The organism is Pedobacter sp. FW305-3-2-15-E-R2A2 (assembly GCF_038446955.1).
Lineage (GTDB): Bacteria > Bacteroidota > Bacteroidia > Sphingobacteriales > Sphingobacteriaceae > Pedobacter.
The window spans coordinates 2,157,701-2,170,090 of record NZ_CP151803.1 but is presented as its reverse complement, the minus strand read 5'-3'; the positions used below and the strand labels follow the sequence as shown (position 1 = coordinate 2,170,090).

General features: G+C 42.8%; 11 protein-coding genes. 6 read left to right on the top strand and 5 right to left on the bottom strand.

Going from position 1 to position 12,390, the window contains the following annotated elements:
* Window positions 1-2 precede the first annotated feature (2 nt).
* From AAFF35_RS08985 to AAFF35_RS08965, 5 genes are all read right to left on the bottom strand, one after another.
* Window positions 3-377, bottom strand: a complete 375-nt coding sequence (locus tag AAFF35_RS08985; RefSeq protein ID WP_342332104.1) for a hypothetical protein — start codon at window positions 375-377, stop codon at window positions 3-5.
* A gap of 94 nt (window positions 378-471) precedes the next feature.
* Window positions 472-1,989 (bottom strand): SusD/RagB family nutrient-binding outer membrane lipoprotein, encoded by a 1,518-nt coding sequence (locus tag AAFF35_RS08980; RefSeq protein WP_342332103.1) that lies wholly within the window; start codon window positions 1,987-1,989, stop codon window positions 472-474.
* A 10-nt stretch (window positions 1,990-1,999) separates the two neighbouring features.
* Window positions 2,000-5,440, bottom strand: a complete 3,441-nt coding sequence (locus AAFF35_RS08975) for a SusC/RagA family TonB-linked outer membrane protein (RefSeq protein WP_342332102.1) — start codon at window positions 5,438-5,440, stop codon at window positions 2,000-2,002.
* 49 nt (window positions 5,441-5,489) lie between these two features.
* A complete protein-coding gene (locus tag AAFF35_RS08970) occupies window positions 5,490-6,272 on the bottom strand; it encodes an RNA polymerase sigma-70 factor (RefSeq protein WP_342332101.1) in 783 nt (260 codons plus the stop codon).
* Between the two features lie 96 nt (window positions 6,273-6,368).
* The gene (locus tag AAFF35_RS08965; RefSeq protein ID WP_342332100.1) at window positions 6,369-7,514 is read right to left on the bottom strand and encodes a FecR domain-containing protein; all 1,146 of its coding nucleotides are present in this window, start codon (window positions 7,512-7,514) and stop codon (window positions 6,369-6,371) included.
* Between the two features lie 158 nt (window positions 7,515-7,672).
* Between AAFF35_RS08965 and AAFF35_RS08960 the strand changes: the two genes are divergently transcribed.
* The 6 genes from AAFF35_RS08960 to AAFF35_RS08935 all read left to right on the top strand — a co-directional run bounded on the left by AAFF35_RS08960 (window position 7,673) and on the right by AAFF35_RS08935 (window position 12,380).
* Window positions 7,673-7,870 (top strand): YtxH domain-containing protein, encoded by a 198-nt coding sequence (locus AAFF35_RS08960; RefSeq protein ID WP_342332099.1) that lies wholly within the window; start codon window positions 7,673-7,675, stop codon window positions 7,868-7,870.
* Window positions 7,871-8,132: 262 nt separating this feature from the next.
* A complete protein-coding gene (locus tag AAFF35_RS08955; RefSeq protein WP_342332098.1) occupies window positions 8,133-8,702 on the top strand; it encodes a porin family protein in 570 nt (189 codons plus the stop codon).
* 80 nt (window positions 8,703-8,782) lie between these two features.
* Window positions 8,783-9,121, top strand: coding sequence for a hypothetical protein (locus tag AAFF35_RS08950; RefSeq protein ID WP_342332097.1), 339 nt, complete (start codon window positions 8,783-8,785; stop codon window positions 9,119-9,121).
* A 32-nt stretch (window positions 9,122-9,153) separates the two neighbouring features.
* On the top strand, window positions 9,154-10,248 hold the full coding sequence (locus AAFF35_RS08945) for a histidine kinase (RefSeq protein WP_342332096.1): 1,095 nt from the start codon (window positions 9,154-9,156) through the stop codon (window positions 10,246-10,248).
* A 39-nt stretch (window positions 10,249-10,287) separates the two neighbouring features.
* Window positions 10,288-11,046, top strand: coding sequence for a LytTR family DNA-binding domain-containing protein (locus AAFF35_RS08940; RefSeq protein ID WP_342332095.1), 759 nt, complete (start codon window positions 10,288-10,290; stop codon window positions 11,044-11,046).
* 146 nt (window positions 11,047-11,192) lie between these two features.
* Window positions 11,193-12,380, top strand: a complete 1,188-nt coding sequence (locus AAFF35_RS08935; RefSeq protein WP_342332094.1) for an efflux RND transporter periplasmic adaptor subunit — start codon at window positions 11,193-11,195, stop codon at window positions 12,378-12,380.
* The last annotated feature ends 10 nt before the right edge of the window (window positions 12,381-12,390 follow it).

The window sequence follows — 12,390 nt, the reverse complement described above, 5'->3', positions numbered from 1 at the left end:
TGCTAGTTTTCTTTTCTCCTGACGCCAGTCAGGTTAAACTGACTGTTGATTTGCCCGGTCAGGTTGTCTGCATCCTTTTTCAGGAGGTTCATATCGACCTCACCACTACTGTGGTCAAATTTCACCGTAACGACCGAATCTTTTAAGGAAACCTCCGTAAAAGGCATATCTTTCTGTTCGGCTTTATCGGTAATGCTGCCGCTGAGTTTTCCATCTTTCAGTTCAAACTTCAGCAACGCTTCTTTATCTCCCTCCGGCAGTCCCTTGATGAGGATATCCCACTTACCAACAAAGTAAGTTTCATTTTTCTGGGCCTGTACCTCAGGGGCAAAAAATAGTAGTAAAACAAATGAGAAAACGAAACTTACTTTTTTCATAACGGGTAGATTATAGGGTTTATATTTACCTAAATATAAAAAATATTCAGGTAAATACATCCTGGACAATCATCATTAAATTGTTAATTATCTGTTAGTTGACATCCCAGAAGATCCGGCTTGTAAACTGATCGATAATACCCTGAGCCCTGATATTGTCCGGATTTGAGCTCAACTCTGAGGTTGGATATAACAAGCGCACCGGCAGTTTATCAGGTCTGGTAGAATTTGATTCCAGGGAAGCCGGCAGATTTTTAGGGAATCCGGTCCTTCTATATTCGTTCCATCCTTCGATGTTAGTCACCGCATTCAGCGCCAGGTATTTCTGATAAATGATCGTTTCCTGTTTATCCGGAGAGGCGGCAAAATCAATCAGCGGGTTTCCGATATTCGATGCTAAATAAGTATTTGCATCTATGACCGCCTGTGCTGCCGTTAACGTTGCCGATCCTTTGTACAGATACTGGTAAGATTTCTGAATCCCATCGGTATACTCTGCCTGTCCGTCTCCTCCTGAAATCAGGTTTCTGGCTTTTGCTTCTGCCAGTAGAAAGGAACTTTCTGCAGCAAGCATCAACACAGCAGGCATGTCAAAAGACTTAAATATTCCTCCCGCGAAAGCCGATAGTTTGGTATGTGCCAATGGTGCATTTTCGCCAAGTACAACGCCAACATAAGCGCCTCCGACCTTGGTATACAACCTTGGTAAACGGCCATCCTTCACTGCATTTACATATTGGCTGATGATAAAAGTGGTTCCTCTGACATATTTGAAATTGTTGGTCGCCACATCTGTAGCAGAGAGGTTATAACTTTCCCAGAATGGGTTTAGCTTTCCGGAGCTTTTCAGGTATCCGGGATTGCTCGTCACATCCTCCGTAACATAGGCCGCTGCAGTAGTGGGAAGTTTGGCAAATTCAGCAGCCAATGCTCCTTGCAAGGCAGGGACCTGAGATTGTCTCAGCAAAACCCGTAACCTCAAAGTATTGGCCAGCTGTTTCCATTTGCTCATCACGCCTTTAAACACGATGTCATCTGCGGATTTAACGGGTGGCGTGTTGGCTGTTCCCCCGTCGATCAAAGCAACCGCAGCCGTCAGCTGCACATTCAGGTCTGTATAAATGGCTTCTGCCTTATCATATTCCGGTTTTAGATTTTCACTTCCCAGTAAAGCCTTTGAATAAGGCAGGTTTCCATATTGATCCACCAATTGCTGGAACCAGAAAGCTTTCATGATCTTTGCGATCGCAGCATGGTAAACCAAACCTTTTTCTGCTCCATTCTTTTCAATATAATGGAAATCTTCCAGGTTCCTGTAGGTATCATTCCACAATGCCTGATAGGAATTGGACGTATAAGAATAGGTTCTTTCTGCATCGAATCCGTTTACGGTTCCTGTTTTCCCAAAATAGCCGCCGGTCCAGCCACCAAAAGCGTTATAATCGCGGGAATAGATCAAAGCCGCAGTATTTAATGCTCCGGGTAAAATAGACTCCGGAGTGGCTGCAAGGATGTTATTTGGATTGGTATTGATGTCAAGGTAATTCTTTTCACAACCTGTAAACAACAACATTGTTGTCAGCATTGCGATGATGTGATATGATGTTTTCATGAGTTAAATGCTAAAAAGTGAATGAGATGTTTCCTCCGTAAAATCTGGTTGGCGGCGTTTGCGCATTGGTATTGATCCCTACCCCGTTGCCAGCAGTAAAACTGTATTCCGGATCGGTATAGATGTTTTCCTTAGGCAGAACGGTAAGCAGGTTTCTGGCCATTACACCGATGGTTGCTGATTTGATGATCCTCGTTTTCGACATCCATTTGGCAGGCAGCTGATAGGATAAGGTTACCTCTCTGATTTTAAAATACTTTCCTGAGGTCACATAGTTCTCTCCGATCCCGCGGTTGGCCGCTGAATTGGCCCAGAATTCTGCTCCACCAGGTGTTTTAACACTGGTATTTGGCACATAATTTCCATTGGCATCTTTAACCGATGAATTCGGCATAATGAAAGGCTCGCGGTTATAAGTCGTACTTCTGGTACCACTTCCGGTAAAATCAAGGTCTGCTCCGATAGAGTTGTAAATGTTATAACCCGTGCGGAATTCCAGAACCGCAGCTAAAGTCAGGCCTGCATAACGTAAACTCGTATTCATTCCAAAGAGGTGTTTAGGATTCGTATTTCCAAATTCCTTTAGTTCTGGATCCTTTGAAGGCATCCCTGCGGAATTCAAAATGATCCTGTTCTCTGCATCTCTTAAATAGGCCGTTCCTTTAATGATTGGAAAAGGCTTCCCTACTACCGCATACACCTGTGTGTTTCCACCAGTGGTAAGGGCGATCTCCGGCAAACCATCATTTAGGGAAATCACTTTGTTGTCTCTGTAATTGTAATTAAAGGCGATGTCCCAGCGCACTTTTCCGGCCCTGAAAGGGGCTAGTTTCAAATCAAATTCAAATCCATTGTTAGACAATTCTCCTGCATTCAGCAGGTATCTTGAAAAGCCGGAAGCAAAGGATATGGCACCGGTAAGGGTCTGGTCTACGGATTTTTGTTTGTAATAACTCGCTTCTACGATGATGGCATTTTGTAAAAAACCAAGCTCAATACCCAACTCTAAGGAAGTGGTAAATTCAGGTGTGAGGTCTGAATTCACCAGCGTATTTCCGATGGTCAGTGCCGTTAATGATCCATAAGGAAAACCAGCCGCCGTACCAAAAGTCGGATCTAAGCGGTAGGCACCAAAATCACTTGTAGTTCCCAGGTTGACCTGGCCGACTTTGGAATAACCTGCTCTTAATTTTGCGAAGTTCAGGACCTTATTGTCTTTTAATGCGGCAATTGCTGCTGTAGGAATGAAAGAGATATCGGCACTTGGATAGAAAAAGGAACGGTTCTTTTTACTTAAAATGGAAACCCAGTCATTTCTACCCGTTGCATGCAGAAATAAATAGTCTTTATAACCAATGGTTAAATCTCCAAATACCGCATAAGAACGTTTTCTATAATTGACTTCAGATCCGGACAACTCTCCAAGCCTGTTTGAGACGTTGAAAACACCGGGTACATTCAATGCACTGGCGGAAACTGATTGTTCTTTAGAAGTGCCCTGATTGATGTTATTTCCTAAGATTAATTTGGTCGTAAAATTGGAGAAATCCTTTTTAATATTGATAAAAAAGTCGGAATTCACACGGGTAGAAAAAGAGCTTTCATCACTTACACTTCCTGCAATATCGGCCTTGCTTCCTTCATCATTTGCCAAAGTATAAGGGCTGTAATTGAATTTTTCCTCCCAATCTTTTGAGGAAGCATTTGCCGTATTGATGCCCAGGCGGTAATCAAAGCTCAACCAGGACAACGCTTTCAGATTCAGGTCAATATTACTGTTCAGGTAATCATTTCTCCCCAGGGTCCTGTTGTTGTCAATTTGATAATAAGGGTTGCGGTAAAAACCGTTTGCATATCCGTTAGGGTTCGCAAACTTATTATTTCTCCAGTCTTTGTAAGCGGTAATAGGGATAAAACTCGGGGTATTGAAAACATTCCAATACACCGCAGCAAGCCCTCTGTCTGTTCTGTTTTGCGTATAGCTGACATTGAAACCTGCCGTCAGTTTCCCCATATTTTTTGAGGTATTCAAACGAAAAGTATTTCTGTTGTAGCGGTCTTTCGGGGTAATCCCTGCGATTTTCAGGTTCAGGGCAGAGAAATAAATGTTCTCCTTTTCATTTCCGGAAGAAAGGGAAATGTTGTTCTGAATGTTATATCCCAGGTCAAAAAACTTCCTTTTTTCCCCTACCCGGTTTTCATAGGTAATTTGCTGGATGGATCCGTCTTCCAGTTTTTGTCCGACATCAACCAGCTTCCCATCGTATGCCGGTCCATATTGCTGATTTTCTATAGGATCATAGACACCTGGCGTACCATTTGTCGAGCCGCTACCAAAACCTCCCTGAAATTCGGGAAGAAAGGAAAGTTGTTCAAACTGGGTACTATTGCCCACGGTAATTTTCAATCCGCCGGCTGTTCCTTTTTTAGTGGTAATGATCAATGCCCCATTGGAAGCAGAAGAGCCGTATAAGGCAGAAGCGTTCGCCCCTTTCAGGACCGATACATTGTCTACATCATCGGCATTTAGAGAAGACAATACTGCTGAGGGAACAGGAACCCCATCCAACACAATCAAGGCTTCATTATTTCCAAGGATAGACCTGTTTCCACGAAGAATGACTTTTACTCCGGGATTGACACCATTGTTGATCGTCGTGATCTGAAGTCCTGAAACTTTACCGGCAAGTCCGGAAACGACGTTTGTTACCTTTGCCTGGTTAATTTTATCCCCTTTAACGGTTTCATTTGCATAACCAAGTTCTCTTGCTTTCCGGGTAATACCACCGGCGGTAACGACTACCTCCGACAACTCCCGTTCATCTTCTTCCAGACTTAAAGTATAAGTATTTGAATTTCCAATCGGAACTTCGAGATTGCGATATCCCAGGGAACGTACCATCAGTATCGTTCCTCCCGCAGGGACATTGATGGAGAATTTTCCGGCAGCATTTGTTTGTGTGGCGACTTTAGCTCCCTTCACGGAAACCGTTGCTCCGGGAATTGGCAGCTGGTCTGCTTTACTATAAACGACTCCGGTGATCGTCCGGTCGGCGATGACCATGCTTCGTTCTCTGATGACGATTGCATTGTCTTTTATTTCATATTCTAATGCCTGATTGTCCATGCAACGGTCTAAGACCTCTGTTAATATGGCATTGCTGACGCTGATATTTATTTTACCTGATAACTTATGCAGAGGCGCGGCATACACAAAATCGTATCCACTTTGTTTTCTGATTTCTCTGAAGACTTCTGTCAGGGAAGCATCGATTTTCGACATGCGGATTCTTTGAGTGGATACAACAGCCACTGCATCAAGAAAGCAGAAGTTCAGTAAAAGCACCAGGGCTATTTTAGAAAAACGCATAAAAACCGCCTTTACATTTTGCAAAAACGGCAGATCTGCACAGGTAAAAAACCTGTGCTTTAATAACGTAAAAAATTTCATACTAATGGTTTTAGGCCTTGAGTGGTTCTTGGCCAGTGGTTTAGGTCAGTTAATTGTTTTCTCCGAAAGAGCTGGAGCGCAAGCCCTGATGAAGGTCCGGCGGAGCGTCCGGATGGTGTAGATTTATTGCATCAGAAAGTCCTCCTTTCCGGAAACTGGCATTTCTTTTTTCGTCTCTCTCATATACTTGCAGGTTTGAGTGTACAAATGCATCGCATTCAAACTCTAAAGACGAACAAGGAAGGCTATGGGGGTAAAGAAAATAAAAAAACAATAGAAATATTTTCCCAAGTCTTACACGTAAAACCCGGAGCGCATTGTTAACGGTAGTTTTCACCGTTTGTTCTGAAATATTTAGTACTACGGCGATTTCCTTATGAGACAGAAAACCTTTTCGGCTCATCTCAAATATCTCGCGGGTACGGGCAGGCAAATCTGCCAGCTCCTGCTCAATGATGGCAGAAAGCTGGTGTTGTCTCACCATGTGGTCTGTGGTCACCTGTCCTTCCTCCGCAAAACGCTGGATAGATACCACATATTCCTGCTTCAGGTATTTCCTGGCCAGAAGGTCAAAGATTCTGTTTCTTACCGACATATACAGGTAGCCGGACAGGGTACTGTTAAAAGTCGTTTCCGCATGTTTCTGCCAAAGTGCGGTAAAGATCTCCTGCACAATATCTCGGCATTCTTCCCTATCCTGAAGCCTTTTAAAAGCGTGAATATATAAAGCAGCGTGGTAACGGTTGTATATTTCTGAATAAGCCCGGGAATCTCCTTTACGGAGAAAGTCCGACAATTCCAGGTCTGTAAATTTATGATATGGTCCCTTCATTTTTCCTGATATTTATGCTGCTGCAATTCGTTCTATTGTTTTTAGGCCCCCGATGTGAACCAGGGGCCTGTAAGTGTGCTGCGGTGAAAAGGAAGTTTATCGGGTCACGATCACCTTCCTTCCTTCAATTTTAAAATGTACCTGTCCGGTATGTTCCAAAAGCTCCAATACTTCTGAAAGCTTTTTAGACCTGGAGATTTCCCCGCCAAAAACTACGGCAGGAACGGCTCCTTTGTATTCAATTTCTACATTATACCAGCGGGAAAGCTTCTTCATGATGCGTTGAATACTTTCATTGTAAAAATAGAAATTGCCATTTTTCCAATCCACAATTGTCTCCAGATCAACATCAAGCACTTCAATACCAGCTCCGAGAACCGATTGTTGTCCGGGTTTTAAGATTCGAAATCCGGCAGTCTTACCCGTCATTTTCACTTTAATACTTCCCTTCAACAAAGTAGTTTTTGTAAGCCCATCATCATCATAACTGTTCACATTAAAATGCGTGCCCAGCACTTCAACCTCCTGCTGGTTGCTGATCACTTTAAAGGGTCTCTTTTTATCCGGAGCCACTTCAAAATAGGCCTCACCTGTCAGCCTTACCGTCCGGCTATCGGATGGATTAAAAGCAGAGGGAAACCTTAGAGAGGAAGCCGAGTTCAGCCAAACCCTGGAACCATCAGGAAGCGTGACCTGATATTGCCCGCCTATCGGAGTTTCCACCGTATTATAAGAGATCAGTTCCTCATTAACTGCCCCCTTTCCAGTCAGTTCATACTTCAATTGCCCATCGGCAGTTTTGGAGATCACCAGACCAGACTCCTTCGCAACTTCCCCTTTTCCGATATCTGTCAGGGAGATCCTTGCACCATTTGAGAGCGTCAGGATCGCTTTTTGCCCGCCCGGAACAATTTCCTGCGCGGGAACTTTTGTCATTTGCTTTTCGATGTCCTGATCGGCCCCCTTGTTTAAATAAAAGGAAATTCCTGCTGCCACGATGAACAGTGCTACCGCTGCTGCCATGAGCTTAGGCCAAAGGTCCAACCTTTTCGGGTCTCCCTTCAAATCCGGCGTATGTGCCTTGATTAAAAGCAGGTCGCTGCTCAGCTCCTGGCTCGTTAATCCGAGTGGCCGTTCTTTATTCCATTGCATATACCAGCCCTCTAAAAAAGCATGTTCCTCCGGACTAGAATTTCCTTCAGCATGTTTTTTTAAGAGGCTTTTTATTTTCGCTTCTTCCATGTCCTTTACGATGATTGTATAGATGTTTTGTTTTCAAGCACTAAAGACGAACAAAGCAGATCATGGGGGTAAAGAAAATAAAAGTATTTATTCCTGCAAACTATTGGTTCCGAATCTTGTTTAATCAGGAGACAGAATAAATCATTAAAAAAACAATTATGGGCCTACTTAAATCTCTTCTCATCGGTGCCGCAGTTTATGGGGCAGTTAAATATGTCACAAAAAAAGGTGTCAATGGCAAATCTCTTGTAGATGAGCTGAAAGAACAGGCACCGGAATGGCTGGATAAGGCAAAGGAATTTGGGAACGATGTCAAACAACAATATCGCCAATCCACTGATCCTTATACGGAATAAGTATTTTTTACGACGAATGAACCCTGCTATTGACCAATAGCGGGGTTTTCTTTTTTCAGGCCCGATCAGTTGAGGATTTAATTTATACGGTTGAGTTGCAAATTTAGTCAGCTGAGTCTCTTTCCGGTATTGGCCGGCAGGAACATTCCCTATCATTGCATCAACAAAATAAATAATCATGAATCCATCATGATCTTGCAAATCACGAAATGACTACAAAGATCATGATCGCTTCATTACCATTAAACAACAATATATTCTAATGAAAAAATTATTATTATCAACTGTAATGGTTTTGAGTATCGGAGCTGTGAAAGCCCAGAAGATTGAACTGATTCCTAAAGCAGGGATTAGCATCAGCAAACAATCCATCAGCAATACGAATGGAGAAAAAAACAAAGTAGGTTTCAGCGCCGGATTAGGCGTTAATTTTCAGGTTGCTAAAAGTGACTTCTCCATTCAGCCAGAGCTAAACTATGTGAGTGAAGGAACGAAAATTAAAAACGGGAACATTACCGTAAAACAAAATCTGAACTACCTCGAACTGCCGGTACTGGCAAAATATAGCTTTGGACCAGTCTATGTAAATGCAGGTCCGTCAATCTCCCTTTTATTGTCTGATAAAGACAAATTGCAGGCATTTTATGGAGGTAAAGTTCAGAAACTAGACTTTGGTATCCAGATGGGTGCAGGTGTAGCGATTCCTGCAGGCCCTGGAAAGTTCATCGTAGACGGCAGATATGCACTAGGATTAACCGACCTCAGCAAAGCGGCTAACAAAGTAAAAAACAGAGGAATTATTGCCACTATCGGCTATGCAATCCCTTTGTAAACCTTATTAATTGATTTTCTCAAAGCAGGTCGGATTGTGGGTATAAAACCACAATCCGATCTGCTGTTTTCCAAAAAAATATGATCATTCCTATCTTCACTTTCATCAGGATCTACCTCCAGCTCAACCTCCTACTTAAAATGGAATTCGGGACGGATAAGCCTGGTCTTCTAAATCCTGATCCGGAGAAAAAGCTGGAACTCCTTCCTTATGAGCGGAGCCGGTTGTTCAACAGACTGGAAGACTGTTTCCACATCTCTTTTAGTTTTCCGGAGGAGCAAGCCATAAAAACACCTTACGACCTGATCAATGCGATTATGGAGAAAAGAATGCAAAACGGCTCGGAGTTCATCAACCATTTTCTATTTTCCGGCAGGAATACCTTGTTAAACACCAGCGATCACTCTCATTTTATGTAATTTTGGAGAATAAAAGAACATTTAACCGTACAATGAGCAAGTCAAAAGACCTATTCCCAAGACCAGTCAACAAATACCTCAGGTTTATCACGATCCCCCTGTTGTTTCTTGTTTTGAATCTGTTGTCCTACCTGCTCAACCCTTACAGTGCTTATTACAAACATTATTTTAGCAGACCGGTTTTAGAGATGCTAACGGATGCCGGGCTGACCATGATCTTCTGCGGATTGATCTTTGAATTGAGTGTCCTGAATTCGGTGATGCTGGATAAAATCATTCCCTGGACGGAGAAACCATTTACGCGTTTCAGCATCCAGCTACTCCTTCAGATCATTTTCGTCATCATTTTGATGATCCTGTTGTATTTTGTCGGCTCTTTCATTTATACTTATGAAGAAAAACTCACTTTTGAGGAAGAACTTAACAGTCTTCAGTTTGTCTATGTATGTGTCATCATGGGCATTTTGATCAGTGCGGTAACCACCGGAAATTTCCTGCTGCAAAAATGGAAAACCACCATGATTGAAGCCACAGAATTAAAACTAAAAACAGCGGAATTTAAAGAAATTGCAATGCAGGCTGAGCTGCAATCGCTGAAACTGCAGCTTGATCCTCATTTTATGTTTAATAACTTCAGCACCTTATCCGAGCTGATTTCAGAAGATCAGTTAAAAGCAGAAGTTTTTCTAAGGAACCTTTCCCGGGTATACCGGTATATGATTGTGAACCTGAATAAAAACATTGTTTCCCTGGAGGAAGAATTGATTTTCGTAGATGCTTATTTATACCTGATCCGCATCAGGTACGGAGAAAATGTGACGATCTCTGTGGACATTACCAATGATGACGGAAGAGGGATCCCTCCTATCACGCTGCAACTGCTGATTGAAAATGCCATTAAACACAATGCGGCAACAAAAACCAATCCCCTGCACATCAAAATTTACAATACAGACGCACACATTGTAGTGAGTAATAACCTGCAAAGGATAAAACTGGCCATTCCTTCCGCCCGTATCGGCCTTCAGAACATCAGGAGCAGATATGCCCTGCTATCAGAAAACCTGCCTTCTATCATAGAAGACGAAAATTCTTTTGCTGTTTACCTACCTTTACTTCCGTTATAGCTTCGCAACATTATAGCTCCGCAACTTAGCTCCCGAAATATGAATATTCTAATCATCGAAGACGAAAAACCAAATGCCAACCGACTGATCAAATTACTGGCAGAGATCAGAGACGATGCGGTCATTACGGGTGTCTTGGCCAGTGTAGAAGAAAGTGTAAACTACCTGACACAAAATCCTCATCCCGACCTGATCATGATGGACATCAGACTCGGAGACGGATTATGCTTTGAAATATTTCCAAAAGTAGAATTACATTGCCCGGTAATCTTTACCACGGCTTACGATGAATATGCCCTCCGTGCTTTCAAAATCTACAGCCTCGCCTATCTGTTAAAACCGATAGAAAAAAACGAACTGAAAGATGCGCTGGGTTTGTACGACCATATCTTGCAGGAGAGTAATCCCAATAAAGCGTTGGATCAGCTGGTAGATTATATCAAATCCAAATCTGTCATTTACCGCTCCCGCTTTTTGTTACCTTATAAGGACGGCTACAAAACCATTCTTGTTTCTTCCATTGACTATATTTATTCCGAGCATAAGATCACCCATCTTGTGCTGGACGACAATACCGATATCATCGTTCCCTTTACGATGGACGAGCTGGAAGACCAGCTGGATCCGGTCTGCTTTTTTCGCGCCAACCGTCAGCATATGATTTTTGTGAACAGTATTCTTTCGATTCATAATTATTTTAATGGTAAATTGAAGGTGATTCTGAAGAGCAAGAGCGCCGGCGAAATCATCATTAGTAAGGAAAAATCGGGGCAATTCAAGGCCTGGCTTGACCGCTAACACCAAGCGATATCTTCAGAATTTCAGTTATTGATTTTTACCGTTTCAGTAACGATTATGGCCATTTCGGTCATTTAATAAGAATAGCGCGCGTGTAAGATTTTATTTTTGCATTCATTTTTAAAAGAACATAAATTATAAAAGCAATGTCTTTCCCTCCAACCCCCAAAAATCAAAAGCGATACTTACTATTATTATCCTTGCTTTTCCCTGCAGCTCTTTTAAGCAGTTGCGGTTCGAAAGGAGCAAACGAACAGGCAGCTGGTGCAGGAGCTCCCCCTCCGGCAGAAATCCCGGTTATCAGTGTGATGGAACAGCCTGCGGTCACCTTTACGGATTACTCCGCTTCGATTGAAGGAAAGGTGAATGTAGACATCCGTCCTCAGGTAGACGGTTACCTGGACAAAATATTTGTCGACGAAGGTGCCCATGTACAAGCCGGACAACCTTTATTTAAAATCAATGACCGGGTATATCAGGAACAACTGAATACCGCAAATGCCAGTATGGAGTCTGCAAAAGCAAGATTGCGCACTGCACAGATTGAAGTGGATAAGATCACCCCATTGGTTAAAAATAAAGTGGTTTCAGAAGTACAGCTGAGCACTGCTCAAGCCAACTTCAGCGAAGCCCAGGCCGCAGTATCACAGGCGAAATCAACGATTGCTTCGGCAAAGATCAATATTGGGTTCTCCCTGATTAAAGCTCCGATCTCCGGTTTTATTGGTAAAATCCCTAAAAGAGTAGGTAACCTGATCAGCAAAGGTGATGCAGAGCCGATGACTACCTTATCTGATACCAGAGAAGTGTATACTTATTTCGCAATGAGCGAACCTGCATTCCTGCATTTCAACGCACAGATTCCAGGATCTTCCATGGCAGAGAAATTGAAAAAACTACCTCCGGTAAGTTTAATCCTTGCCGATGGAACGACTTATCCTCAAAAAGGAAAGATTCAGATTGTAGATGGTCAGTTTGACAAAAACACGGGTTCCATTAGTTTAAGGGCAGTCTTCCCTAACCCTCAGGGTCTTTTACGTTCGGGCAATACCGGAAAAGTACGTTTAGAAGAAACTCATGCTCAGGCATTGATGGTTCCTAAGGCCTCTACGATGGATGTACAGGACAAAATCTTTGTCTACTTCGTTGGACCAGGCAATAAACTGCAACGCAGGGCGATTACGGTTTCCGGAAAAAGCGGCAACAATTACCTGATCAGTGATGGTCTGAAAAAAGGAGAAACCATTGTGTTTTCAGGACTTGATGGTCTGGCTGAAGAAGCAGTAATTAAACCTAAGCCTCTGAATACGGACAGCGTTTACCGCGCACAATAATTTACATTTT

Excerpts from the sequence above, each read along its gene's own strand:
- AAFF35_RS08945 (WP_342332096.1), top strand. The coding sequence starts at position 9,154 with ATGAGCAAGTCAAAAGACCTATTCCCAAGACCAGTCAACAAATACCTC.
- AAFF35_RS08940 (WP_342332095.1), top strand. The coding sequence starts at position 10,288 with ATGAATATTCTAATCATCGAAGACGAAAAACCAAATGCCAACCGACTG.
- AAFF35_RS08955 (WP_342332098.1), top strand. The coding sequence starts at position 8,133 with ATGAAAAAATTATTATTATCAACTGTAATGGTTTTGAGTATCGGAGCT.
- AAFF35_RS08935 (WP_342332094.1), top strand. The coding sequence starts at position 11,193 with ATGTCTTTCCCTCCAACCCCCAAAAATCAAAAGCGATACTTACTATTA.
- AAFF35_RS08950 (WP_342332097.1), top strand. The coding sequence starts at position 8,783 with ATGATCATTCCTATCTTCACTTTCATCAGGATCTACCTCCAGCTCAAC.
- AAFF35_RS08975 (WP_342332102.1), bottom strand. The coding sequence starts at position 5,440 with ATGAAATTTTTTACGTTATTAAAGCACAGGTTTTTTACCTGTGCAGAT.
- AAFF35_RS08970 (WP_342332101.1), bottom strand. The coding sequence starts at position 6,272 with ATGAAGGGACCATATCATAAATTTACAGACCTGGAATTGTCGGACTTT.
- AAFF35_RS08980 (WP_342332103.1), bottom strand. The coding sequence starts at position 1,989 with ATGAAAACATCATATCACATCATCGCAATGCTGACAACAATGTTGTTG.
- AAFF35_RS08960 (WP_342332099.1), top strand. The coding sequence starts at position 7,673 with ATGGGCCTACTTAAATCTCTTCTCATCGGTGCCGCAGTTTATGGGGCA.
- AAFF35_RS08965 (WP_342332100.1), bottom strand. The coding sequence starts at position 7,514 with ATGGAAGAAGCGAAAATAAAAAGCCTCTTAAAAAAACATGCTGAAGGA.
- AAFF35_RS08985 (WP_342332104.1), bottom strand. The coding sequence starts at position 377 with ATGAAAAAAGTAAGTTTCGTTTTCTCATTTGTTTTACTACTATTTTTT.